Genomic DNA, 25,320 nt, shown 5'->3' with positions numbered 1-25,320 from the left:
ATGCGTCGTTTATTAGCTATCCTGCAATGCAGCGAAACAGGCATGGATTATCGCAAACCCCTCACGCAAGCGCAAAAAGCGACTTTTCTCTTCGATCAAGATAGCCCTTGGCGCAGTCATCTTGCTTGGCTCAGTGCAACCGCGATTGTACCGGCTTTAGCGATGGCCACAGCTTTTGCGATTGCGCCCAATAGCGCCACCGACGCCACCCCCAGTCGGGAATGGATCACCGAAAGCCTCGCCCTACCCACCGTCAATACCTTGCCGATGAGTGGCAATCGCTATTGGCGAGCTGAGATTATTCAACGCGGTGACCGCTTATTGACAGTCTTGAGTCGGCTTGGCATTCAACGGGCAGACAGCACGAGTTTGTTACAGCAAGACGAGATGTCGAAAGATTTGCTCAAACTGCCAGCCGGCGCCACTTTGCATGTGCAAACCAACGACCAAGGCCAGTTATTCGCGGTGCGCTTTCTAAAAGATGACGCACAAGGTGAAACGCAGTTGGTTTGGTTGCAACGTCGCGAAGGTCATTGGCAAACCCATGCGGATGCGATTGAACCGCGCCGCTTAGAGGGTGTGGCACATATTCGCTTGCAGGGGAAACAATCTTTCCAACAAGCCGCCCAACGCGCCGATCTGCCGCGAGAAGTCTTACAACAGCTGCAAGAAATTTTCTCCGACCGCATGGCACTGCAGAGCTTACGCAATGGCGACAGTGTGCAAGTGGTGTTTGAACGGTTGTATTACGAAGGCGATTTAATTGGCTATGGCCAAGTGCTGGCCGCCAATGTGCAACGGGACAAACAGACTTTCACTGCGTTTTATCATCAACATGACAGTGAATCAGGCAGCTACTACGACGGCAATGGCCAACCCTTAAAACAAGGCTTTACCGTCGAACCGGTTGAAGGGGCGCGCATTACCTCTGGTTTTGGTATTCGTGTGCATCCGGTGTTAGGGGGATTGCGGATGCACCAAGGGGTTGACTACGCCGCCGCCATCGGCACCCCTGTGCGGGCGCCTGCCGCCGGTCAGGTGGTCAGTGCCGAATATCAAGATGGCTATGGCAATGTTGTCACCTTGCGTCACCAAACCCGTTATCAAACCCTATATGCCCACCTATCCCGTTTTGGTGAACAGGCCAAACCCGGCAAAATGGTAAAAGAAGGCGACATTATTGGGTATGTTGGCAATACGGGTCGTTCAACAGGCCCGCATTTGCATTTTGAGGTGCGCGTTAATCAACAACCCGTTGATCCAAGCAGTACCGTCCTCAAAACCCCGCCTTTAAGCGGCCCAGCCTTAGCCCAATTCAAACAAGTTGGACAACGCTATCAACAGCAACTGGCCATGTTGCGACAATTGCCAGTACAACTGGCACAGGCAGAATAATGCAATTTGACTGCAACGCCGAGGATCGGTTTATTGGTTTAATGTCTGGTACCAGCCTCGATGGGGTGGATGCGGTATTAGTCCAGTTTCCTGCCCCACAGCAGGTGAGCGTGTTAGGCCGCGCCCACTTGCCTTACCCTGCCCCACTACGGCAGGCCTTATTGCGGCTACAAGACACCCATGCCGGCGAGTTACACCAAGCGGCCTGTGTGGGTAACCAATTGGCAACCTTATACGCTGAAGTAGTGGGTCAATTACTCAGCATTTGCCAACTTCCCCCCAGCGCCATCAAGGCAATCGCGTGTCATGGCCAAACCATCCGCCATGTCCCTGAACAAGGTTATACCCTGCAAATTGGCAACCCAGCACGCCTAGCCGAACTCAGTGGAATTGATGTCGTGGCAGATTTCCGCAGTCGTGATATTGCTGCTGGCGGTCAAGGTGCGCCGCTGGTGCCGGCTTTCCACGCGGCTTTTTTTGCCCATTCACAACAACAGCGGGTGGTAGCTAATATCGGGGGCATTGCCAATATCAGCATTTTATCGCCCGACCGCCCCGTGCTTGGTTTTGATACCGGCCCCGGTAATATGTTGCTTGATGGTTGGATTCAACAACAACGAGGGCTGGCGTGGGATGAAGGGGGGCAGTGGGCCAGCCAAGGTCGCGTGTTACCCGATGTCTTACACCGTCTATTAGCCGAACCGTATTTCAGTCTGCCCCCGCCCAAAAGCACAGGGCGTGATTTATTTTCACTGGCATGGCTACAGCGTCTGTTATCTGGCGAGGAAAGCGCGGTTGATGTGCAAGCCACCTTGCTTGCGCTCACTGTGGAGAGCCTCAGTCGAGCCATTGAACATCATGCCACCGAGAGTGAAGCAGTATTCATCTGTGGTGGCGGCGCATACAATCATGCTTTGATCACCGCACTGCAACAACGACTCACCCCGCGTTTGATTAGCACTACTGCCACCTTGGGCATACCCGAAATGGATGTTGAAGCAGTCGCCTTTGCTTGGTTAGGACACGCATTTTTTGCTGGTCATGCCGGTAACCTGCCAGCGGTGACTGGCGCACGCGGCCCACGGCGATTAGGCGCATATTATCCGGCTTAAGCCGTTATAATCCATCTCATTGCCCGTCATTAAGGATGGAAACCATGGCGCTCTTCAAACGTAAAGCAGTGGTGAAAAATCAGGCTTTACCCCCTTACTTGAGCACGTGGCTCAAGCAAAGTCGTTGGGTGCTCTATAGCCTAATCAGTGTGTATCTGATTATGGTATTAGTCAGTTACACCCCGACCGATCCCGCTTGGTCACACAGCAGCAGTAGTGATACCCCGATTACATTGGGTAATTGGGGCGGCGGCTTTGGTGCATGGTTGGCCGATTTATTATTGTATGGCCTTGGTGTCTCAGCATGGTGGAGCGTGATTTTCTTCGCGTGGCAAGCCATCAATAGCCACCCACGGTGGCAACTGCGGCGTTTACTACGCTCTAGCCGTCCTGCTCGTTGGGCTGGATTTGTTTTGTTTTGCATTGCCAGCAGTAGCTTTGAAGCCATCCGTTTTCATAGCCTAACCGCCACCCTACCCTTAGCCCCGGGGGGTATTTTGGGCAATTTAATTGGTGATGGCCTAATGGCGGTGTTAGGTTTTACGCTCACCTCACTGTTGGTATTTATCGGCATGGGCATTGCGTTTTCGCTGTCCACCGGCTTGTCTTGGCTAGATACCGCAGAAAAAACCGGTGAATGGATTGAAAACTTGGTGTTGAGTGTTGTCCCCATCTCATCACGTCGTGCTGCACTGGACACGGTGCCAAGTACCGCTGCACCGGTTCAGCTGCAAGAACCCCATTGGGACAGCGCGCCTCTGCCACCGACATTCAGCAAAACCACTGCCGAGCCAACACTAGATCGTCTGCCCGAAGTCGAAACACCGGCTTTTGATCCCCATGCCATTTTCACCCGCACCGCCGATAGCCCTCCGCCAACACTGAAAACCACGGTCGTCGAACCCACCACGCCCACCCCACCGAAGGTTGAGCCGATTCCAGACCCCATCCCTGCGATGGTGGAAGAAGCATTACCGCCTTTGGCAACCGAGACGATCAATCCGCCAGTATTAGAAACCGCTTTGCCACAACCGGCTTTAGAACTGCCGACGTTAGACAGTGTGGCACCCACCGCACCTGCGGTGACTCGCCACACTCGTAAAAAAGTCGAAGCAGAAAACACCTGCATTTTGCCTGAGGCACCGGCTCACGAACCGTGGGAAGACACCCCGATTTTCTTGGAGCTGCCGCCGGTGGACAGTATTGAATCAGACAACACAACGACAAATAAAAAGAAAAACTCACTTAAACAGACTTGACCGATGGACATATTCGAGTCATTGTCTGGTTTTTGTCCAATACAAAATTATGAGCCATTTCCACACCGAACCTGCTTACCGACACGACCAAGTGGCTAAGCTTGGTATTCTCCTTATCAACCTCGGCACCCCCGCCGCCCCCACGGCAGCGGCCTTGCGGCCTTATTTAGCCGAGTTTCTGTCAGATCGGCGCGTGGTTGAGATTCCCCCGCTGGTTTGGAAATTGATTTTACACGGGGTGATTTTGCGAGTACGGCCAGCGAAGTCGGCACATAAATATGCTTCGGTTTGGCAAAAAGACGGCTCACCCCTAGCCATTTACACCCAAGCACAAACCAATAAATTAGCCGCACGCTGGCAACAGCGTTACGGTGAAGCAGTCGTGGTGCGCTATGCCATGCGTTATGGTGCGCCAGCTGTGGCTGATGTAATGGCCGAGATGAGAGCACAAGGTGTCACTCGTTTTGTGGTATTGCCGTTATATCCGCAATATGCCGCGTCTAGCAGCGGCAGTGCTTTGGATGCGGTGTGTCGGGCATTACTGAAAAGCCGCAATATGCCGGAAGTGCATACCATTCGCCATTTTCACGATGATACTGGTTATATCGAGGCGCTCGCCCAGCGCATCGAACAGTATTGGGCCGAACATGGGCGAGGGGATCATCTGTTGATGAGCTTTCACGGTGTACCACGCTACACCCTCGACAAAGGCGACCCCTATCATTGTGAATGTCACAAAACCGGTCGATTGTTGGCTGAGCGCTTAGGGCTCGATAAGTCGGCCTACACGGTGGCATTCCAAAGCCGTTTTGGTAAGGCGGAGTGGATTAAACCTTATACCGCAGAACGGCTACAACACTTTGGCCTTGCAAAAACTCGCCGCTTAGATGTGGTATGTCCGGGGTTTGTGGCGGATTGTTTGGAAACGTTGGAAGAAATTGCGATGGAAGGTAAAGAAACCTTCCTTGAAGCAGGGGGTGGGGAATATCACTATATTCCTTGTTTGAATGACAGCGAGGGATGGATTGAGGCATTGGATCGTCTGGTGAGCCAACACGCCGCGCCTTGGCTACCGCCCATCGTCCCCGACCTCGCCAGCCGGCAACGTACTCTCGACCGCGCCAAAGCCCTCGGCGCTACGGCTTAAAACGACATGCCACACCCTGACGGTGTGGCATGGTTGTTTTGACTTATCGCCGCCAGCGCCCTGCGCTTAACAGCCGTTCCAACAAGTGCATGTCTTGTTCATTTTTCAACAATGCCCCTGTCAGCGGTGGCTGTTGCTGTAGCTGCTGCGCGTCCACTTCATGTGCAGTCAACAACCGCAGCCAATCTAACAATTCCGAGGTAGATGGTTTTTTCCGCAGCCCCGGGACTTCGCGCAACGCCAAGAAACACGATAGTGCTTCTTCTACCAATTCACGCTGTAAATTCGGGTAGTGCACATCAACAATCTGTTGCAAGGTCTCGCGGTCGGGAAAACGAATGTAATGGAAAAAACACCGCCGCAAGAAAGCATCTGGCAGTTCTTTTTCATTGTTTGACGTGATGATAATAATTGGCCGTTGTTTTGCTTTGACCAATTCGCGTGTCTCATAGACATAAAACTCCATCTGATCGAGTTCACGCAATAAATCATTAGGAAACTCAATATCGGCTTTGTCGATTTCATCAATCAACAAGACCGGCGCTTGTTCCGCAACAAACGACTCCCAGAGTTTGCCGCGCACAATATAGTTGCCAATATCGTGCACCCGCGCGTCACCGAGCTGTGAATCACGCAAGCGCGACACTGCATCATATTCATACAAGCCTTGCTGCGCTTTGGTGGTCGATTTAATCGGCCACACAATCAATTCCCGCGCCAAGGCACGAGCCACTTCCTCTGCCAGCAAGGTTTTACCGGTGCCGGGTTCACCTTTAATCAATAAAGGACGTTGTAAGGTAATGGCAGCATTGACTGCCATCATTAAGTCAGGTGTCGCAACGTAGCGGTCGGTTCCAGAAAAACCCACCGCCGCTGTCGTAGTAGAAACGGTCATGTCCCCTCTCATGTACGCGAAAATTCACGTTCCAGAATCTCTAAAGTGAGATGCCAGCGTTTCATCATGTGGCGCAACAAAGCCATTTCTGGTTCGCTGATGGTGTCATCGGCTTTGCACAAATCGAGTGCCAAGGCGCAAATCAGGACCCGCTTTTGATAATCGGTGATTTGATCAAACAGATAATCAACCCGCTCTGGATCAATCAGATGGATTAAGCCGTTGTCGTCAGCTTCTGCACTGATGTCGTCGCAATAACGCATCAACACTTCCAAGAAGCGTTTGCGCTCAATCCCGATCAACTCGAACAAATTCAGTTCTTCAATCGTATCCAACTCACGTTCGTCCATCACACCATCGCTGATGATAAACATGGCCAGAATGCGAGCCATCGCTTCTGGGCTATTCACGGGGTAATCTCTCATGGTTGTCTCTCTTCGCCAGCGCAGGCTTGTAGGAAGCATTCAGGCACTCGCGCCACTTTGCGTGCCTGATAATCAAAAAACACAATGCCGGTTTTGACGCGAGCAATTTCTTGCCCGTCACTGATACGACACAAACGATACAGTAAATCACAACCGTACTTATTGAAATCTGCACAGCTGACACCGACCTGTAAAACATCACCATGAAATGCCTCGGCTTTGTAAATCACAGCCGCATCGCTCATGATTAACCCCAAGCCACCGATGTCGAGTTCGGAAAATCCTAACGATTTCAGATAACGTAACCGTGCCTCGTGAGCAAGACCCAGCACTGCATCGTTGCCCAGATGGCCGCCATAGTTAATATCACGAATCGAGACGGTGATTTCGGTGTAAAACGCAAAATGTTCAGGAAGTTCAAGTGTTAAACGTGCCACAGGATGCTTTCTTATAGAGACTCATCGAAAAATGAGTGTAAGACGGTGTTTATAGTTTGCACAAGCCCCGCCCCTCATACCCACTTTGCAAAGGAAAAACCATGTATCAACGCCTCTATGTTCCAGTCGATGACAGCCACACCTCACACCGCGCGCTTGATGAAGCCGCCAAATTAGCCAAAGAATCGGGAGGAATGGTGCGCTTAGTGCATGTGGTGGATTTGGCACAGTTTGGCTGGGGCGGCAGTGAGTTTTTGGATGCCAATGAGTTGCAAAACAATATCCGCGAGGCAGGTCATAAAGTCTTGCAAGAAGCTGCCGACCGCCTGCAAGCAGCGGGTGTGCAGCATGACCAGCAATTATTAGAGAGCTGGGGCGAGAAAATTTCGGAGGTTTTACTGCAAGATGCCGAAAATTGGCAAGCCGATTTAATTGTGATGGGCACGCATGGCTGGGGCGAGTTGATGCAGTTGCTGTTGGGCAGTGTGGCCGAAGGTGTGCTACGCAAAGCCAACTTACCGGTGTTGCTGCTACGCAGCCAAGATAGCTAAGACAGCGGCACCACAACCCAGCCCGCGCTCGCGGGTTGGGAAAAATCATGGATGCCGGTGCCTGTTTCACCAAGGGGCTTAACCCAATCAGATGATTTAGTCTTGTTGGAAGGGATAAATTGAGCCCAGCGCTAACAGTTGCGTCAGTTCGTCCAAAGCTGTCCGTGATTCTTGCAACAATGTTGGATCAGCTAAATCTTCTATGCACAGACGATCACGATAATGTCGATTGACCCAATCGGTTAGCTGTTGATAACGCTGGTCGTTGATCCACACTTGAGGATTCACCGCTGCCCGTTCGGCTTCAGTGAGTACCACGCGCAAACGCAAACACGCCGGCCCACCTCCATTTTGCATGGACTGTTGCAGGTCAAATACTTTGAGTTCGGTAATCGGATAGCGGCCAGCATTCAAGATATTCTGTAAATAGCGCCACACTTTTGGCTGCTGCTGACACTCCTCTGGCACCACCAAACACATGCTGCCATCTGGCCGACTCAATAATTGACTATTAAATAAATAACTTTGCACCGCCTCGCTCACACTGACCGCCACCGCCGGCACTTCAATCGCTATCAAATCACTCCCTATTGCCTGTAGTTTTTGCCGTAACTCTGCTAACACCTGCTGCGGTTGATAAAAAGCATTTTGATGGAAAAACAATACATTACGATTGCCGACGGCGATGACATCATTGTGAAACACCCCTGCATCAATCGTCTGTGGCAGTTGTTGGGCATAGACAACGCGCTCTGGCGCTAAACCATGTTGACGGGCAATCGCTTGCGAGGCTTCGCGGGTTTGTCGCGCTGGAAAGCAGCGAGGCATAGGGGCGTGGGGGTCTGTCATGGCTTGGCCATAGACAAAAAAGGCAATACCAGCTTGACCATATTCCGCACAAAAACGGGTGTGGTTGGCCGCGCCTTCATCTCCAAACCAAGCATGGCTAGGCAAGGCGGCATGATGTGCGAAGTAACGCTCATCGGCAAAAATCGCCTGTAACGTACGCGATGTTTGCGAATGTTCAATCGTGCGATGCAATTTATTGTGCAAGTTGGCAGCAGTGAAATGTACGCGACCATCTGCCGTATCAGCCGAGGGACTGACCGTCGCCGCGTTCGCTGTCCACATTGCCGAGGCAGAAGAACAAGCAGCTAATAAAAAAGGGGCGTGTTGTTGTGCTTGCATCAAGACATCGGCATCAGACCCTGTAAAGCCAGCCGCACGCAGCACGGCCAATGCCGGACGCTCTTGCGGCGGCAAAACCGCTTGTGGAAAGCCCAAGTCGGCCAATGCTTTCATTTTATCCAGCCCTTGCAAAGCGGCCTCTCTGGGTGAAGAAATCGCAGCGCCATTCTCGATTGAAGCCACATTGCCATACGACAATCCAGCATAGTGATGCGTTGGGCCGACTAAACCATCAAAATTTGCCTCATAAGCAACCATCTCAGAAGTCTCCTCATTTATTTTTTTATAGCGATGCCAAGCCGCAGCATGACAGTTGAGCGTTCTCACCCTGCCACTGGGTCACATCGAGCATAAAACAGTGCTGTATTTCATTCTACGCAAGCCACAGCAAACAAGATTGCCCCAGCGCGACATGCTTTTTACAGATTGTCATTTTTTTAGCCAGATCGCCCAATAACATCGCTAAGACAACACCAAAGCCATTTTTTTCGCCTTTGTGCTAGAAACGACATAACCTGTCGTAACGCACTGCTATCATGCCAAGCCATTAAGCCATCATCTTTTTTCGAGGTTGTGCTCATGTCTTCCCACGATACCCTAGTGCGTCGTTTATCCGAGATGTTATTCAAGCTTAACCAAGGCGAACGCCTCGACCCTGCGGCCTTGGCAGAAGAATTCGGCGTCAATATCCGCACCATCCAACGCGATTTAAATGAACGGTTTGCCTATCTTCCATTAGAAAAACATGATCGCCTGTATGCCCTCGAGCCGAGTTACCTTGGCCGCCTGACTTTTCACGACATCAATCGCTTTGCTTCGCTGTCTGGTCTTGCCGGTTTATTTCCTCAAATCGATCAACACTTTTTGCGTGAATTATTCGATCACCGTATGCAAGAAGCCATGTTGATTCATGGCCATTCGTATGAAGATTTAAGCCAACAGTGGGAATTGTTTAAACAGCTGCAACAAGCCATTGTGCAACATCGACAAGTAACTTTTATTTATCAAAAAACAGAAGGGGAGAAAGAAGTCACGGTTAAACCTTATAAGCTGATTAACCATACAGGCATTTGGTATCTGGCAGCTGTCGATCAAGATAAAGTGAAATCGTATTCTGTGGCCAAGATACAAAAACTCTTTGTCAGCCAACACACTTTTCCGCCCGATCAGACGATTTTAGACATGCTTCAGCATGAGGACAGTATTTGGCTGAATAAGCAAAAAACTGAAGTGATTTTAAAAATCAGTGTTAAAGCAGCTCATTATTTCCGGCGTCGTAAATTGATTGCAGGCCAAGTGATTGAAAAAGAGTTAGAAGACGGCGGTTTGTTAGTCTCTGGTCGCTTTGCCCATCCTAATCAAATTTTGCCGATTGTCCGTTATTGGATTCCAAATGTAACGATTGTCAGCCCAGAGGCATGGCAACAAGATATGGAACAAGAATTACGCGATTATCTAAAGCAATGAGTATGGCTATGTTGCTATGGGCAGTTATTTTACTGTTGATTATTATCACAGTTTATCTGATTTTTCTTTACTTTCATCATTTCGACTCATTAACCCTAATGTTGATATTGGTGTTTGGTATTTTCTTGTTAGTGCTTTTCTATGGCACTGGCTTTGCATTAACTATCGCATCGTTATGGCTGTTACAAGCATGGGGGGCGTGGCTTGGGTTTTGTTCTGTGTTAGTGAATTTATTGCTTGGTGTGGCAATGGGTTGGTTGTTGTTTGAAAAACATTTATCAAAGGAGCGTGTGAAATGATTAAAAAATCTTTGTTGGCGGTTACCGCCATGATGCTAACCGCAGCGGTTTATGCAGAGCCCATTTCTGGTGTGTTAACCATTGGAAAACAACACTCGGCATTGGTTTCTGTAAGTGAGGGATCGGGTGATGTGGTGGCATATACTTTTGCCAATCAATCTAGCGTGGGAAAAGCTATTTTTAATCACTGTTTACCAGAGATGTGGTGTGAAATTGCACAACCTAAAGTTGGAACAGGGGATATTCCAAATTTGGGTTTTGATTTTACTGTGTCTGGTGGTTGGCCTTTGTTAGCAGCTAAGGGAGTCAGTTTAACAAATAGCCAAGTTTCTTATGGTGAGCGTTTGAAAACTCGTTATGGTGTTTTAAGCGTCAATGCTGATGGTAGTTTACGGTTAAACAATAAAAAATTTCTGCCTCATATCCAAGCAAACTCTTCTTTGAGTTTTGTAGGTCATTATGAAATGGGTAAAACCGATTTTGTTCTTGTGCAAAATACCGGCGGCACTGCATGTCCGGCTTTATTTCATATTGTCAGTTTAAATCCACAAAAACACACGGGGACGGCAGAGTTTGGTACTTGCTCGGATTATTTCAGCCTCGGCAGTCTTAGCAACGATGGTTTAACGATGTATGTTGCTGATTTTAATGACAATAAACCGAAACGGGTAACCTATCGCTTATCGCAAGGTAAGTTAACAGAGAATGGTAAACCTGTGAAATAGGAGCACTCCAATGCCAATTCCCCCTTCACCAATGAGATATCGGTGTGTGCAATGTGGCTGGTCCACTATTACACGACCAAAGAGTGATTGTTTGTTACCAGGAGATATTATTCATCGCTGTCCACAGTGTGGAAGTGCGCAGATTCAAAGTGAAACAGTCAACACATCATTAGCTATTTTAAATAGCTTATTTACGATATTGAAAAATAAGTAAAATAAAAAGCCAGTGACTAACACAATTCGCCCTCTGCCCCAACATAGCAAGTTTTAACGTCCAACACGATGCCAACTTGCCATGACACGGAAAATTCTCGGGCCATTCAATCGAGTCGAAGGCGATTTAACAGTCAGTATTGACATTCAAGATGGGGTAGTCGCTTCAGCACAGGTCAGCAGTGGCCTATTTCGTGGCTTTGAGCGCATTCTTGTTGGGCGGCACCCCTTAGATGCACTGGCCATCGTGCCGCGCATCTGTGGCATTTGCTCCGTTTCCCAATCCGTTGCCGCCGCACACGCCCTCGCTACACTCTATGGCATTCACCCACCACCCAATGGTGAGCGTGTCCGCAATATCATTCACGCCGTCGAAAATGTGGCAGACCACCTCACCCATTTCTACCTATTTTTCATGCCTGATTTTGCACATCCGCATTACAACAACCAAGCATGGTACCCAAGCATTCACGACCGTTTTATTGCTATTCAAGGCAGCGCACATCGTGAGATGTTGGCAGCACGTGCCATGTTGATGCGGCTGATGGGAACACTGGCAGGGCATTGGCCGCATAGCCTTGTGATTCAACCCGGAGGGGTCAGTCGCACCGTCAGCGCAGCCGAACGCATTCGCCTACAACATTGGTTAGCAGGGTTCCGTCGTTTTCTGGAACAAAAAACATTTGGTATACCACTCGAATCCTTGGCCGAACTCGCAACCACTGAGGCACTTTCGGTTTATCAAGCAAACCACCCACACGCCGATTTCAGCCAATTTTTACAACTCAACCCAACATTAAAGCTAGATCAACTTGGAACCTGTCGGGCGGCTTTGCTTGCTGCCGAGAGCTATCCGGTAGAGGGTAAAGCGTGGTCACCCGCTGGGGTGTGGCACAACGAACGCCAAGCGTGGCACTCGGCACACATTCGTGAACACAGTCATTATGCTTGGTTGGTTGATTATGACGCCGCTTCGCCACATCAAGATCACACCATGCCACTATTAGATAAAGCACATGCTTATAGCTGGAGCAAAGCACCACGCCTAGACGAACAGACCGCCCAAACCGGTGCCTTGGCACGCGGTGTCTTGCGTGGCGATCCGTTATTAGCGGCTTTGTGGCAACAACAAGGCAGTACAGTGTTGAGCCGTGTCGTTGCACGAGTACGAGAAGTTGCGTTGTTGACCTTGAAAATGCAGACTTGGTTACAGGAATTGGTGTTGGATGACCCGTTCCAAACCCCTTTGCCGACAACACCTGTCATCAGCCACAGCGAAGGATTTACTGAAGCGGCGCGTGGTATGTTGGGACATTGGCTCGGTATTGAACAAGGCCAAATTCAGCACTATCAAATCATTGCCCCAACAACATGGAATTTTTCACCACGAGATCATCAAGATCAGGTTGGGCCGTTAGAACAAGCCTTAGTTGGCACCCCTGCCACCGACGCAGATAGCTTGGCGATTCAACACATCGTCCGCAGCTTCGATCCGTGCCAAGTTTGCACCGTACACTAACCCTCACCACAGGTTCGATCTTCTATTAGGAAGGACAGCACCATGCAACGCAAAAAACTGCCGATTGGCATTCAAACCTTCAGCGAGATTCGCCAGAACCATTATTACTACATTGATAAAAGTGAAATGGCTTATCGCTTAGCGAATGAGGGCAAACATTATTTCCTGTCCCGTCCACGTCGTTTTGGTAAAAGCTTGTTCCTCGATACCTTGGCTGAACTGTGGGCAGGGAATGAAGCACTGTTTCAAGGGTTATGGATTCACGATAAATGGGATTGGTCGGTGTCTTATCCGGTGATTCGCATCAGCTTTGGCGGTGGGGTGATGATGAATGTGGAAACCCAGCTACCGAATAAAATTGCAGAGCAAATGCGCATCAATGCCGAGCGTTTAGGACTGAATATTGAGTTAGGCGAAGCAGAAACCTGTTTTGCTAATTTAATCCGTGCAGCAGAAGCGAAAACCGGTCAGAAAGTGGTGATATTGATTGATGAATACGACAAACCCATTCTGGATAACCTGACCAAACCGGAACTCGCCAAAGCGATGCGAGATGAACTGAGGAATTTGTATTCGGTGATCAAAGACCTTGATGCCTCGATTCGTTTTGTGTTTCTGACTGGGGTATCAAAATTCAGCAAAGTGAGCTTATTTTCAGGTTTAAACAACCTGAATGACATCACCCTTGATGCCGAGTATTCAGCGATTTGTGGTTACACCGACCACGATATTGACACCGTTTTTGCACCGGAATTAGCTGGATTAGACCGAGAGCAGATTCGTGAGTGGTACAACGGTTATAACTGGCTAGGTGAGTCCGTTTACAACCCGTTTGATGTGCTGTTGTTGTTTCAAAAACGCGATTTCCGGCCCTATTGGTTCGAAACCGGTACACCAACGTTCTTACTCGATTGGATCAAAGCACATCATGTGTGGCTGCCAGAACTGGCTGCCTTGCGCGTCAGCGGTGACTTGTTGCAAGCGTTTGATGTTGACATGATGCTCACGGAATCCTTGATGTTCCAAACCGGCTATCTGACGATTGCGAAACGCGAGTATCAGTTTGGTGAATATCTGTACCAACTGCGTTATCCAAACCGTGAGGTTTACCAAAGCTTTCACAATAGTGTGCTGTATGTACTCCAACCCGATGCGGTTCAAAGCAGCCGCACCAAACACCAATTGGGCCAACTGTTACTGAAAAATGACTTTGCTGGCATGGAAGCCTTATTCCACAGCTTATTTTCCAGCATTCCCTACGACTGGCAACGCAACAACGCCATTGCCCAATACGAAGGCTATTACGCTAGCGTGTTCTACAGCTACTTCGCTGCCCTTGGCTTAGACATTCGCCTTGAAGACATCACCAACAAAGGCCGCATTGACATGGCGGTGTTGTTTAACCAACAAGTCTATTTGTTTGAATTCAAAGTCGTTGAAGCCACACCACAAGGCAAAGCCTTACAACAACTGCAAGACCGAGGCTATGCCGAGAAATACCGCAGCCGAGGTGAACCGATTCACTTAATCGGGATTGAGTTTAGCCGTGAACAGCGCAATGTGGTGGGGTTTGAGTGGGTTACGATTGCAGAATAAAAATACAGGATAAAACCATGAGAAACAGCAGCCAAAAAAAACTGCCGATTGGCATTCAAACCTTCAGCGAGATTCGCCAGAACCATTATTACTACATTGATAAAAGTGAAATGGCTTATCGCTTAGCGAATGAGGGCAAACATTATTTCCTGTCCCGTCCACGTCGTTTTGGTAAAAGCTTGTTCCTCGATACCTTGGCTGAACTGTGGGCAGGGAATGAAGCCTTGTTTCAAGGGCTGTGGATTCACGATAAATGGGATTGGTCGGTGTCTTATCCAGTGATTCGCATCAGCTTTGGCGGTGGGGTGATGATGAATGTGGAAACCCAGCTACCGAATAAAATCGCGGAGCAAATGCGCATCAATGCCGAGCGCTTAGGGCTGAATATTGAGTTGGGTGAAGCAGAAACCTGTTTTGCCAATTTAATCCGCGCTGCAGAAGCCAAAACCGGCCAGAAAGTGGTGATATTGATTGATGAATACGACAAACCGATTCTTGACAATCTCACCGATCCAGAACTGGCAAAAGCCATGCGTAATCGATTGCGTAATCTGTATTCGGTCATCAAAGACCTTGATGCCTCAATTCGTTTTGTGTTTCTGACTGGGGTATCAAAATTCAGCAAAGTCAGTTTGTTTTCTGGGTTGAACAACCTCCGCGACATTACGATGTCTCCAGAATATTCTGCGATCTGTGGTTACACTGATCACGATATTGACACCGTTTTTGCACCGGAATTAGCTGGGTTAGACCGTGAACAAATCAGAGAGTGGTACAACGGTTATAACTGGCTGGGTGAGTCGGTGTATAACCCGTTTGATGTGTTATTGTTATTTCAAGAGCGCCAATTCCGTGCCTATTGGTTCGAAACCGGCACACCCACTTTCTTAATTGATATCCTGCGCCAACGCCAAGCCTTCACCCCAGAGTTATCACAGTTGGTGACGATGGAAACGTTGTTATCACGCTTTGATGTTGAAGACATCCCGACCGAAGCACTGATGTTCCAGACCGGCTATCTCACTATTGCGGATAGCTTCCACATGGGTGCCTTAACCGAATACACCCTGAAATATCCCAACTTAGAAGTCCAAGCCAGTTTAAATGGGGTATTGCTGGAAATGTTAATGGGCAACTCTTCATTGCCACATCAATACACCGGACAGTTATATCGGTTGCTCAGCAAAGCGGATGTTTCCAAGCTCGAAACGCTGCTGCACGCTTTATTCGCTAGCATTCCCTATGACTGGCAACGCAACAACGCCATGGCCCAATACGAAGGCTACTACGCCAGCGTGTTCTACAGTTACTTCGCTGCCCTTGGCTTAGATATCCGCCTTGAAGACATCACCAACAAAGGCCGTATTGACATGGCGGTGTTGTTTAACCAACAAGTCTATTTGTTTGAATTCAAAGTCGTTGAAGCGACACCACAAGGCAAAGCCTTACAACAACTACAAGACCGAGGGTACACCGAGAAATACCGCAGCCGAGGTGAGCCGATTCACTTAATCGGGATTGAGTTTAGCCGCGAACAGCGGAATGTGGTGGGGTTTGAGTGGGAAACTTTACCTGCCTCCAAATCAAATTAGGGAGACCCATGAGCGCATCTCAAAGTGAAATTGAACGCACTGGCCAAGCCTTAGCAGAAGAAGCATGGATTGATGTGATTCGGCGCATGGACGAGGTGTATACCGAGTTGGTCACTTCTCAAGAAACCTTAGAGACCAAACACCGCGAACTGGCTGAAGCACATCAGTTTACGGAAGGAATCCTCGCCGCGATGACGGATGTGATGGTGGTCTGTGACGCCTTGGGTTATGTCAAACAAGTGAACCGTGCGATGACCGAATTGACAGGACGCAGTGAAACAGGACTGATCGGGGAAAACCTACTTAATTTAATTGCCTACCCACAACAACAACCACAATTACAACAACAGCTCCCCCCCACTCAACCAGAGGTGAGCGACCTTGATTTGAATATTTTTTGTCAAAACGGCAACACAGTCCCCGTGACATGGAATATCAGCGCACTGTTCGATGGCCAACATCGTTACAGTGGTTTCGTTGCTGTGGGGCGGCCAATGGGTGAATTAAAACGTGCATATGCTGAGCTAAAACAGGCCCATCAAGCACTACAAGCCGCACAAGCCCAGCTCATTCAAGCAGAGAAAATGGCGTCTTTGGGTCGTTTAGTCGCAGGGGTGGCACATGAGTTGAACAATCCCATCAGTTTTGTCATGGGTAATAGCTATGCGATGCAACGCTATGCACAAAAGCTACAACGCTATCTCGCTGCCGTGCATCAACAGTGCCATGACCATGATTTGCAGTTATTACGCCAACAACTAAAAATTGACCGTTTATTGGCTGACCTACCGTCTCTTACCGAAGGTTTACTTGAGGGTGCACAGCGCAGCAGTGCCATTGTGGATGCGTTAAAACGTTTTTCTGCTGTTGAAACCGATATACAACAACCAGTCAATTTGGCCGAATGTATTCAACAAGCTCTGCATTGGGTGGTTCAAGCCATGCCACATCGAGTGACAGTGCAAGAAGTTGGCTTAGCTGAAGCCTGTTGGGTCTCAGGTTCGGCCAATCAATTACAACAAGTGCTAGTCAATTTAATTCAAAACGCGTTCGATGCGGTTGAAACTGTGCCACACCCCCAGTTGGAATTGACACTGTCACAAGACACTGACCAAGCCGTCTTTACCTTAGCAGACAATGGCACAGGGATTGCCGCCGCCGACTTAGCAAAAATTTTTGATCCTTTTTTTACCACTAAACCGGTGGGTAAAGGCACGGGTCTAGGTCTCTCGATCAGCTACAGCATCGTGGAAAAACATGGAGGCCAACTTACAGCAGGTAACCGCACTGAAGGGGGGGCTTATTTCAGTTTACGTTTACCACGATTGCAAAACTGATAAGTAAGCATCCAATCTGATGGATAGTAAAATTTCAGCATCCATCATCAAGCACACTCTGTTTTTTTCATCCACTCACAAAAACAATCACTTAGCTCACCTTTGCCTCCGAGTGTTGACTGGCACGATTTTTGTGTCGCGCTGACGTCAGCGCGCCAGCACTGGCGTGACCATAACAACATCTCGGAGACGCTATGAATCGCACCCGTTTACTTAGTGCTATCTGCCTTAGCACCCTCGCCCTGCCTGCCGCAGCCCACACAGGTCATCAGGATAGCTTCAGTTTCTTATCTGGTTTGGCTCACCCCGTTGGCGGTTTTGATCACCTCCTTGCTATGGTTGCAGTCGGGCTTTGGGCCGCCAAACAACAAGGCAAACAACGGTGGCTTGCCCCTGTCACCTTTGTGTTGTCAATGCTCATCGGCGCATTACTTGGTGCAGCTGAGTTGGCCCTGCCTGCTGTCGAATCGACTATTGCCTTATCAGTTCTGATTTTGGGTTTGATGGTTGCAAGTCATCGCACAGTCGCCCCTCAGATTGCCTTACCTTTAATCGCCTTGTTTGCCTTGAGTCATGGTCATGCCCACGGTGCCGAAGCCCCCTCTGGCGCACTCTGGCTCTATATGGTTGGGTTTGTGATTGCCACCTCAGCCTTACATACTGCAGGTTGGTTTGCTGGTGAAACGCTGTTACGGAAAGCCGGCGCGTTATTGCGTACCGCAGGTATCGCCATTGCTGCCAGTGGTCTGTGGTTATTTGGTAGCGCTCTGTAACTCGACTTCATCACAAAGGCCTGATCATGGAAACGTTCTATCAAGCGATGCGTCGGCAAGGCGTCACCCGTCGTACCTTTTTAAAATTCTGTAGCCTCACCGCAACCGCCATGGGCTTAGGGTCAACCATGGTGCCTCGAATTGCCCATGCCCTCGAAACCAAACCCAGAATGCCAGTGATCTGGTTGCATGGTTTGGAATGTACCTGTTGTACCGAGTCGTTTATCCGTTCAGCCCATCCCTTGGCCAAAGACGCGATTTTGTCGCTGATTTCACTCGACTATGACGACACAATTATGGCAGCGGCAGGGCATCAAGCCGAAGCCATCTTGGAAGAAATTGTTGAAAAATATAAGGGGCAATACATTGTTGCTGTCGAAGGCAACCCACCCTTGAATGAAGACGGTATGTATTGCTTCCCCGGTGGTGAACCGTTCGTTGAAAAGCTCAAACGTGTTTCTGCTCATGCTAAAGCCTTAATTGCATGGGGTTCTTGTGCCAGTTGGGGCTGTGTGCAAGCGGCAAAACCCAACCCAACACGGGCGACCCCCATCCACCAAGTGATTTTAGATAAACCGATTATTAAAGTCCCGGGCTGTCCTCCTATTCCAGAAGTGATGGCAGCGGTTATTACCTATCTTGTCACCTTTGATCGCATTCCCGAATTGGATCGCCAAGGCCGCCCTAAGATGTTCTATGGCCAACGGATTCACGATAAATGTTATCGCCGCCCCCACTTCGATGCCGGACAATTTGTCGAAACATGGGATGATGAAGGCGCACGACTGGGCTATTGCTTATACAAAGTCGGCTGTAAGGGCCCAACCACCTACAACGCCTGTTCTACTGTGCGCTGGAATGGTGGGGTGAGTTGGCCGGTGCAATCGGGTCATGGCTGTATCGGCTGTTCAGAAGACGGATTCTGGGATAAAGGCTCGTTCTACGACCGCGTTACCAATATCCCACAATTTGGCATTGAATCGACCGCGGATCAGATTGGGATGACAGTCGCCGGTGGCGTTGGGGCAGCGATTGCAGCACATGCGGCAGTCAGTGCAATCAAGAGCACGGTGTTGAAAAAACAAGACCTGAAACCGCTAGAGGCAACAGCACAGCAGAAGGAGAAAGCATAATGGCCGCTTATCAAACTCAAGGCTTTACGCTAGACAACAGCGGCCGGCGGGTGGTGGTTGATCCAGTGACCCGTATTGAAGGCCATCTGCGTTGTGAAGTGAACCTCGACAGCAATAATGTGATTGCAAATGCCGTCTCGACGGGGACGATGTGGCGTGGTTTGGAAGTGATTTTAAAAGGCCGTGATCCACGCGATGCGTGGGCCTTTGTAGAGCGCATCTGTGGCGTCTGTACCGGCACTCATGCCCTCACCTCAGTGCGAGCCGTCGAAGATGCCCTAAAAATTGACATTCCACCCAACGCCAACTTAATTCGCAATTTAATGCAGGCTGCGTTGTATGTGCACGACCATTTAGTGCATTACTACCATTTGCACGCCTTAGATTGGGTCGATGTCGTCTCTGCATTAAAGGCAGATCCAAAGCGCACCAGCGAACTGGCACAAAGCATTTCTAAATGGCCACTCTCAAGCCCGGGTTATTTTCATGATTTACAAACGCGGTTAAAGCGTTTTGTTGAATCTGGTCAACTTGGCCCGTTCCGCAATGGCTATTGGGGACACCCAGCCATGAAGCTACCGCCAGAAGCCAACTTAATGGCGGTGGCACACTACTTAGAAGCGTTAGATTTCCAAAAAGAAATCGTCAAAATTCACACCATTTTCGGCGGCAAAAACCCACACCCAAACTGGCTGGTCGGGGGGATGCCGTGTGCGATCAATGTTCATGACACAGGTGCTGTTGGCGCAGTGAATATGGAACGCCTGAATCTGGTTAAACAAATCATCGACCGCAGTATCGAGTTCTGTGAACAAGTGTATGTGCCAGATGTAATCGCTATTGCAGGATTCTATCCAGAGTGGTTCAAAATTGGCGGTGGATTGGCTAGCCAAAGCCTACTGTCTTATGGCGATTTCCCCGATCAGGCCAACGATCATCGCGCCAGCAATTTGCTGTTGCCGCGTGGCGCCATTATCAATGGCAAATTCAATGAAATTCATCCAGTTGATTTGTATGCACCTGATGAGATTCAAGAATTTGTGACCCATAGCTGGTATAGCTATGGGGATGACCAAAAAGGATTGCATCCCTTTGATGGCATCACCGAACCGAAGTTCGAGCTTGGCCCTAACCACAAGGGAACAAAAACCAAGATTGAATCGCTGGATGAATCGGCGAAGTATTCGTGGATTAAGTCCCCACGCTGGAAAGGTCATGCGATGGAAGTGGGACCGCTGGCACGGTATCTCATTGGTTATCATCAAAACAAGCCCGAGTTCAAAGAACCTGTTGATGCCCTGCTCAAGCATTTTAATGCCCCTCTCGAAGCCATGTTCTCGACCAATGGTCGGACAGCTGCACGTGCGATTGAAGCGGTGTGGGCAGCCAAGCAGATGTCACGCTTCTACGATCAATTAATCAGCAACATCAAAAATGGTGATTCCAGCACTGCCAACGTCGAGAAATGGGATCCAAGCACATGGCCGAAAGAGGTCAAAGGGGTGGGCTTTACCGAAGCACCACGCGGTGCATTAGGGCATTGGCTCAAGATCAAAGACACCAAAATCGAGAGCTATCAATGTGTGGTACCAACCACATGGAATGCAGGCCCACGTGATAACAAGGGACAGATCGGTGCGTATGAGGCCTCGTTATTGGGCACCAAAATGGCTATTGCCGATCAGCCGTTAGAAATTTTGCGTACCTTACACAGTTTCGATCCATGCTTAGCCTGTTCTACCCATGTAATAGGGGATGACGGTGGCGAGTTGGTTCGCGTACAAGTGCGCTAGGGGCTAACCATGAAAAGCTATGGATTTGACGGCAATGCACCACAGGGGCTGGGGCGTAAAGTCACATCGGTATATGTCTATGAAGCCCCAGTGCGGCTGTGGCATTGGGTGACAGTTGCCTGTATTGTGATTTTATCGGTTACAGGCTATTTCATTGGTCAACCACTACCCAGCACAGGCGGCGAAGCAACGTTTCAATATCTGATGGGATACTTACGCTTTGCCCACTTTGCCGCAGGCTATGTGTTGGCGATTGGTTTGGTTGGGCGGTTGTATTGGGCGATAGTGGGCAATCACCATGCCCGTGAAATTATCTTGGTGCCAATTTGGGATAAGGCATGGTGGAGTGAATTTTTCTTTGAGATTCGCTGGTATTTGTTCATTGAACGCTATCCGAAAAAATACATCGGACACAACCCTGTCGGGCAAATCGCGATGGCCAGTTTTATCTGGGCAACGGTGTTTATGTGCTTCACTGGCTTTGCGCTGTATGGTGAAGGCACCGGCGAAGGCAGCTGGGCGCACAGCGCCTTTCATTGGGTCATCGTTGCTTTTGGCAATAGCATAGATGTTCACAGCTGGCACCGCCTTGGTATGTGGGCCATTTTGGTGTTTGTAATGATTCATGTCTATGCCGCGATTCGCGAAGACATTATGTCTAAGCAAAGCATGGTTTCCACCATGATCAGTGGCTTCCGCATGTTTAAAGACTGAACCCAACCTTTACTCATCCAGAGCGCGCGCACCACGCTGTATTACACAGTGGGTGCGCGTACTGATCTCAGTCACTCCACATCATTCTCGGGTGTAGATCACTTCCCAATCGCCATCATCCCCATCGTCGATGTCATCCTCATCCGCTTGGTAATCAGGATTGAGGGTGAACTGATGTTCACGCAACACGGCTAATAGCTCACGGACATCTTCTGGCAAGCGTGATTTCCAACTCATTGCCTCGCCTGTGGTGGGATGAATCAAGCCTAACACCGCCGCATGGAGGGCTTGTCGGCCCAGTTTTTTCACTGCCAAGGCCAAGTCTTCTGGGATTTTATAGCGAGGATTGCCATATAACGCATCGCCAGCCAAAGGATGACCGGCTTGTTTCATGTGCACTCGGATTTGATGCGTACGGCCTGTTTCAAGACGGCATTCGATATAAGTATGGTAGTCAAACCGTTCTAATACCTTCACATGCGTCACAGCAGGTTTACCGCCAAACCGCACCACCGCCATTTTCTGCCGTTGGTGGGGATCGCGACCAATCGGCTCATCAATTACGCCATCGTATGCCACCTTACCATCGGCAATAGCACGATACACACGCTTGACCGTTCTGGCTTGTAATTGCCGCACCAAATCGGTTTGGGCAGCCAAAGTTTTGGCCACCACCATCAGGCCACTGGTTTCTTTATCGAGGCGGTGGACAATGCCAGCGCGGGGAATATGGCGCAACGAGGGCAAGTAATGCAGCAGGCCGTTAAGCAAAGTCCCCGACCAATTGCCAGCAGCAGGATGCACCACCAAGCCCACTGGTTTATCGATCACCAAAATGGCGTCATCTTCATACACAATATTCAGCGGCATCGCTTCTGGGGCAAAAGCGGCCTCTTCGGGAGTCAGTTGTTCGAAGACTTCGAGCTTCTCTCCACCATAAATTTTGGTTTTGCTATTGACCGGCGTGCCGTTCATCAATACAAAGCCATCCTTAATCCATTGTTGTAATCGACTGCGTGAGTAGTCGGTCAACAAGGCAGCTAAGGCTTGATCTATACGTTGTCCGCCGAGGTCAGTTGGGATTTCCACGACACGGGGGCTAGAGAAGTCGTTATAATCGACCGGATTATCAATGGGATCTGTCATGAAACGATTCGTTGTAGGAATGCTGATGGCGGCATCATTAGCCGCATGCTCGACCACTACCGAGCCAAAAGATGAAACCCGAGGCTGGCCAGTCGAGCGCCTGTATTATGAAGCGCGGGAAGAGCTGAACAGCAGCAATTATACCCGTTCCATCCAACTCTATGAAACTTTGGAGGCACGTTACCCCTACGGTCGCTTTGCACAACAAGCGCAAATGGACCTTGCCTATGCCCATTACAAAGAGCAAGAGCCGGCTTTAGCCCTCGCCGCCATCGACCGCTTCATGAAGCTCTATCCAGCACATCCCAATTTAGATTACATGTATTACCTCAAGGGATTGGTCAATTACAACGACGATGGTGGGATTTTTGCCCGCTTTACCGGCCAAGATCGCGCCGAGCGTGACCCAAAATCGGCCCGTGAAGCCTTCCTTGCCTTTAGTGAATTGGTCAAACGCTTCCCAGACAGCAAATACAGTGCTGATGCCACGAAGAAAATGGGCGATTTGGTCAAAGGCTTGGCAGAAAACGAGCTCTATGTGGCGCGTCACTATATGAAGCGCAAGGCGTATGTGGCAGCGATCAACCGCGCTCAACAAGTGATTAAAGAATTTTCAAGCACCGAGTATGTCGAAGAATCGCTGGCGATTATGGTGTCTGGTTACGATGCCCTCGGCCAAACCCAGCTGCGCGATGATGCCAAGCGTGTGTTAGCAAAAAACTACCCCAATAGTCGCTATCTCACACAAGATTGGCAGCCCCGCGATGTGCCGTGGTATCAATTCTGGTAATCCCCGTCCCCGCCTCGTGCGGGGATTTTTTTGCCGACATATTGCGCTCATCGAAGTAACATCATGTTGTAATGCAGCTACCGCAAGCTAACCCCACCATCAAAAAGACGTTCATGATCAACAAAGGGGTGTTGAGGTGAAGATGAAAAAAACTAAAATAAAAGCATTAGTCGGTCTTGCGGTGATGTTATTGCTTGTACAAGGGGCGGGTTATCATGTCGCCCATCAATTAAGTCATGCCTTTAGTGGTAAAAACGTCACTAAAGTAACAAAAGCAGGAAATTAGTTGCGTCTGAATCTGTCTAAATAGTTGCCGGTACTGCACGTGTGGTCTGGCGTCTGATATTGCTTGTGTCCTAATGGCCAATCAATAGGTTTTGCAGAACGAGGAGTAGCACATCATGAAAAAAAGAGCGATGACCCCAACCGAACGTCGTATTCTCAATGCTGAGATTTCTGCGTGGCGGGCGGGCGGTAAGCAACATGTTTTTCAGCCAATTAGCCTCGCCGAAGCCAAACGCCGCCAAGCGCGACTCGACATTGAATATCTACGCGATTTACGCGCCTGTGCGGCCTAAATTGCATTGAGCGTGAATACGGCTATTTTCGTACACACGCCACTGCTCGGCTGAGAGAATCGCAAAAAGCCGCTAAACGCCGTTATAGACAGTGATTAGCGGTTCGTGCGGTGTAGGTTTTTTCTAATTGTTCGCGCAATGCTGGACATTTTTCTAAGACAGCTTGTAAATGCTGTCGTTGCAACATCAACAGATGACACTCAGTCAGTGCGCGCACCGTCGCTGTGCGCTTCACCACTTTTAGTAAAGCAATCTCACCAAAATAATCGCCCTGTGTTAACTCGGCGAGTTGCTGTGTGCCTGTTGAAGGATGTTCAAGTATCACCTCGACCTGTCCTTGCTGAATCATATACAGACAATCGCCGTCCTCTCCCTGTCGAATAATCACCTCCCCCGCCATAAACTTGGCAGGGGTGATATGGCAATCAATATCGCGCAGTAGTTCGTGGTCATCGAGCATTGAAAACAAAGAGATTTGTTTAAGAGAAGAAAGAGACATGCGATTTCACCTTATATCAATCAGACAAAGTACCGCCGCAGCCTTGCCACGGCCCATAAAATATTCCATAAATCATAAAACCGTATTATTTTACGCGAAAAAGTAAGTAAGGTATGACGTAGATTTATTGAAAAAGGAAGGAATGATAAACCATTTAGGGCAAAAGCTCACGATAAATTATTAAATTGTCCTACATCAAACAAAGCCTAGAAAGAAACGAAATACGGTGTTTTTGTGATTTTTTACATATAAAATAGATTTATGGGAGTTATCTAGGCAATCTGGGGCAAAAAATGTTCTATTCAAAAGAAATTGATATCCATACCGACCGAGAAGTGTTGTTCAAAATTCGCGTGCAAAGCCTTGGCGTCACTGGCTGCCGCACCACACCACATTGCAGCGCGGAAGTGTTGGTCTACGATTCTGAATTCACCCCACCGTTTGCCTCTATCGTGTCGTTTCATCAGGTTTTTGACAGCATAGAAGGTGCTTTTCACCACGCAATGACATGGGTACGCCATTACAGTCGGCAACATCGCTATAACATCTCACACATTGATACTTTTTATGGCGAGAAAGAAAAACTGTTATTGGCCACCAATCCCTAATAGCTAACATATACCTGACGCTCGCAATCAAGGTAGCAACACAAGCGGACATGCTTTTGAAGTATGCACGCAGAGGAAACACACCCACGGGCGTGGGGAAGACGGTTGTCGGAGGCATCAATCACACGG

General features: G+C 49.2%; 26 protein-coding genes. 20 read left to right on the top strand and 6 right to left on the bottom strand.

All coding sequences use genetic code 11. The annotated features are described in order from the left end of the window. Genes ACYVJG_RS04970 through hemH form a run of 4 tightly spaced genes read left to right on the top strand, consistent with a single transcriptional unit; the run spans nucleotide 1 to nucleotide 4,913 of the window. The gene (locus ACYVJG_RS04970) at nucleotides 1-1,395 is read left to right on the top strand and encodes a peptidoglycan DD-metalloendopeptidase family protein (protein ID WP_460430068.1); all 1,395 of its coding nucleotides are present in this window, start codon (nucleotides 1-3) and stop codon (nucleotides 1,393-1,395) included. Then, on the top strand, nucleotides 1,395-2,507 hold the full coding sequence (locus ACYVJG_RS04965) for an anhydro-N-acetylmuramic acid kinase (RefSeq protein WP_460430067.1): 1,113 nt from the start codon (nucleotides 1,395-1,397) through the stop codon (nucleotides 2,505-2,507). Before ACYVJG_RS04970 ends, ACYVJG_RS04965 begins: the two co-directional genes overlap by 1 nt. 44 nt (nucleotides 2,508-2,551) lie before the next feature. Beyond that, nucleotides 2,552-3,766: a DNA translocase FtsK 4TM domain-containing protein gene (locus ACYVJG_RS04960; RefSeq protein ID WP_460430066.1), complete on the top strand. Its 1,215-nt coding sequence runs from the start codon at nucleotides 2,552-2,554 to the stop codon at nucleotides 3,764-3,766. 49 nt (nucleotides 3,767-3,815) lie between these two features. Beyond that, nucleotides 3,816-4,913, top strand: coding sequence for a ferrochelatase (gene hemH, locus ACYVJG_RS04955; RefSeq protein WP_460430065.1), 1,098 nt, complete (start codon nucleotides 3,816-3,818; stop codon nucleotides 4,911-4,913). A gap of 43 nt (nucleotides 4,914-4,956) precedes the next feature. Here the strand turns inward: hemH and ACYVJG_RS04950 are convergent, their stop codons facing one another. Genes ACYVJG_RS04950 through ACYVJG_RS04940 form a run of 3 tightly spaced genes read right to left on the bottom strand, consistent with a single transcriptional unit; the run spans nucleotide 4,957 to nucleotide 6,670 of the window. Then, the gene (locus ACYVJG_RS04950) at nucleotides 4,957-5,808 is read right to left on the bottom strand and encodes an AAA family ATPase (protein WP_460430064.1); all 852 of its coding nucleotides are present in this window, start codon (nucleotides 5,806-5,808) and stop codon (nucleotides 4,957-4,959) included. A gap of 8 nt (nucleotides 5,809-5,816) precedes the next feature. Further along, nucleotides 5,817-6,233, bottom strand: a complete 417-nt coding sequence (locus tag ACYVJG_RS04945; protein WP_460430063.1) for a tellurite resistance TerB family protein — start codon at nucleotides 6,231-6,233, stop codon at nucleotides 5,817-5,819. Continuing rightward, the gene (locus tag ACYVJG_RS04940) at nucleotides 6,230-6,670 is read right to left on the bottom strand and encodes an acyl-CoA thioesterase (RefSeq protein ID WP_022653215.1); all 441 of its coding nucleotides are present in this window, start codon (nucleotides 6,668-6,670) and stop codon (nucleotides 6,230-6,232) included. The genes ACYVJG_RS04945 and ACYVJG_RS04940 overlap by 4 nt, the downstream gene beginning before the upstream one ends. A gap of 101 nt (nucleotides 6,671-6,771) precedes the next feature. Here ACYVJG_RS04940 and ACYVJG_RS04935 point away from each other — a divergent pair, with 101 nt between their 5' ends. Further along, on the top strand, nucleotides 6,772-7,221 hold the full coding sequence (locus ACYVJG_RS04935) for a universal stress protein (RefSeq protein WP_022653214.1): 450 nt from the start codon (nucleotides 6,772-6,774) through the stop codon (nucleotides 7,219-7,221). 96 nt (nucleotides 7,222-7,317) lie between these two features. Here the strand turns inward: ACYVJG_RS04935 and astB are convergent, their stop codons facing one another. Beyond that, entirely contained in the window at nucleotides 7,318-8,667 is a 1,350-nt protein-coding gene (gene astB / locus ACYVJG_RS04930) for an N-succinylarginine dihydrolase (protein ID WP_460430062.1), read from the bottom strand. Between the two features lie 321 nt (nucleotides 8,668-8,988). On the opposite strand from astB, the gene ACYVJG_RS04925 reads away from it, so the two are divergent. From ACYVJG_RS04925 to cybH, 11 genes are all read left to right on the top strand, one after another. Then, nucleotides 8,989-9,876, top strand: a complete 888-nt coding sequence (locus ACYVJG_RS04925; protein ID WP_460430061.1) for a helix-turn-helix transcriptional regulator — start codon at nucleotides 8,989-8,991, stop codon at nucleotides 9,874-9,876. Nucleotides 9,877-9,878: 2 nt separating this feature from the next. Beyond that, on the top strand, nucleotides 9,879-10,175 hold the full coding sequence (locus ACYVJG_RS04920; protein ID WP_022654637.1) for a hypothetical protein: 297 nt from the start codon (nucleotides 9,879-9,881) through the stop codon (nucleotides 10,173-10,175). Next, nucleotides 10,172-10,900, top strand: coding sequence for a hypothetical protein (locus ACYVJG_RS04915; RefSeq protein WP_460430060.1), 729 nt, complete (start codon nucleotides 10,172-10,174; stop codon nucleotides 10,898-10,900). Before ACYVJG_RS04920 ends, ACYVJG_RS04915 begins: the two co-directional genes overlap by 4 nt. Before the next feature lie 295 nt (nucleotides 10,901-11,195). Beyond that, a complete protein-coding gene (locus ACYVJG_RS04910; RefSeq protein WP_460430059.1) occupies nucleotides 11,196-12,632 on the top strand; it encodes a nickel-dependent hydrogenase large subunit in 1,437 nt (478 codons plus the stop codon). A gap of 42 nt (nucleotides 12,633-12,674) precedes the next feature. After that, a complete protein-coding gene (locus ACYVJG_RS04905) occupies nucleotides 12,675-14,228 on the top strand; it encodes an ATP-binding protein (protein WP_460430058.1) in 1,554 nt (517 codons plus the stop codon). Nucleotides 14,229-14,245: 17 nt separating this feature from the next. Next, nucleotides 14,246-15,820, top strand: a complete 1,575-nt coding sequence (locus ACYVJG_RS04900; RefSeq protein ID WP_460430057.1) for an ATP-binding protein — start codon at nucleotides 14,246-14,248, stop codon at nucleotides 15,818-15,820. A gap of 8 nt (nucleotides 15,821-15,828) precedes the next feature. Further along, the gene (locus ACYVJG_RS04895; RefSeq protein ID WP_460430056.1) at nucleotides 15,829-17,157 is read left to right on the top strand and encodes a PAS domain-containing sensor histidine kinase; all 1,329 of its coding nucleotides are present in this window, start codon (nucleotides 15,829-15,831) and stop codon (nucleotides 17,155-17,157) included. A gap of 194 nt (nucleotides 17,158-17,351) precedes the next feature. Continuing rightward, on the top strand, nucleotides 17,352-17,930 hold the full coding sequence (locus tag ACYVJG_RS04890; RefSeq protein ID WP_460430055.1) for a HupE/UreJ family protein: 579 nt from the start codon (nucleotides 17,352-17,354) through the stop codon (nucleotides 17,928-17,930). A gap of 26 nt (nucleotides 17,931-17,956) precedes the next feature. Further along, nucleotides 17,957-19,063 (top strand): hydrogenase small subunit, encoded by a 1,107-nt coding sequence (locus tag ACYVJG_RS04885; RefSeq protein WP_460430054.1) that lies wholly within the window; start codon nucleotides 17,957-17,959, stop codon nucleotides 19,061-19,063. Further along, nucleotides 19,063-20,856, top strand: a complete 1,794-nt coding sequence (locus ACYVJG_RS04880) for a nickel-dependent hydrogenase large subunit (protein WP_460430053.1) — start codon at nucleotides 19,063-19,065, stop codon at nucleotides 20,854-20,856. Before ACYVJG_RS04885 ends, ACYVJG_RS04880 begins: the two co-directional genes overlap by 1 nt. 9 nt (nucleotides 20,857-20,865) lie before the next feature. Next, the gene (gene cybH / locus ACYVJG_RS04875) at nucleotides 20,866-21,570 is read left to right on the top strand and encodes a Ni/Fe-hydrogenase, b-type cytochrome subunit (protein WP_460430052.1); all 705 of its coding nucleotides are present in this window, start codon (nucleotides 20,866-20,868) and stop codon (nucleotides 21,568-21,570) included. Between the two features lie 81 nt (nucleotides 21,571-21,651). Here cybH and rluD read toward each other — a convergent pair whose 3' ends face one another. Beyond that, nucleotides 21,652-22,716 (bottom strand): 23S rRNA pseudouridine(1911/1915/1917) synthase RluD, encoded by a 1,065-nt coding sequence (rluD, locus tag ACYVJG_RS04870; protein WP_022654784.1) that lies wholly within the window; start codon nucleotides 22,714-22,716, stop codon nucleotides 21,652-21,654. Between rluD and ACYVJG_RS04865 the strand changes: the two genes are divergently transcribed. From ACYVJG_RS04865 to ACYVJG_RS04855, 3 genes are all read left to right on the top strand, one after another. Beyond that, nucleotides 22,715-23,506 (top strand): outer membrane protein assembly factor BamD, encoded by a 792-nt coding sequence (locus ACYVJG_RS04865; protein WP_460430051.1) that lies wholly within the window; start codon nucleotides 22,715-22,717, stop codon nucleotides 23,504-23,506. The two genes, rluD and ACYVJG_RS04865, sit on opposite strands and share 2 nt — an antisense overlap. Nucleotides 23,507-23,648: 142 nt before the next feature. Then, a complete protein-coding gene (locus ACYVJG_RS04860; RefSeq protein WP_460430050.1) occupies nucleotides 23,649-23,792 on the top strand; it encodes a hypothetical protein in 144 nt (47 codons plus the stop codon). A gap of 115 nt (nucleotides 23,793-23,907) precedes the next feature. Further along, the gene (locus tag ACYVJG_RS04855; protein ID WP_460430049.1) at nucleotides 23,908-24,084 is read left to right on the top strand and encodes a hypothetical protein; all 177 of its coding nucleotides are present in this window, start codon (nucleotides 23,908-23,910) and stop codon (nucleotides 24,082-24,084) included. 82 nt (nucleotides 24,085-24,166) lie between these two features. Here the strand turns inward: ACYVJG_RS04855 and ACYVJG_RS04850 are convergent, their stop codons facing one another. Continuing rightward, nucleotides 24,167-24,583: a cyclic nucleotide-binding domain-containing protein gene (locus ACYVJG_RS04850; RefSeq protein WP_460430048.1), complete on the bottom strand. Its 417-nt coding sequence runs from the start codon at nucleotides 24,581-24,583 to the stop codon at nucleotides 24,167-24,169. 293 nt (nucleotides 24,584-24,876) lie between these two features. Here ACYVJG_RS04850 and ACYVJG_RS04845 point away from each other — a divergent pair, with 293 nt between their 5' ends. Continuing rightward, nucleotides 24,877-25,191: a hypothetical protein gene (locus ACYVJG_RS04845; protein WP_460430047.1), complete on the top strand. Its 315-nt coding sequence runs from the start codon at nucleotides 24,877-24,879 to the stop codon at nucleotides 25,189-25,191. Nucleotides 25,192-25,320: the final 129 nt, after the last annotated feature.

The organism is Aquaspirillum soli (assembly GCF_054781915.1).
The sequence above is the reverse complement of the archived record's forward strand: the minus strand, read 5'-3'. Positions and strand labels throughout refer to the sequence as shown.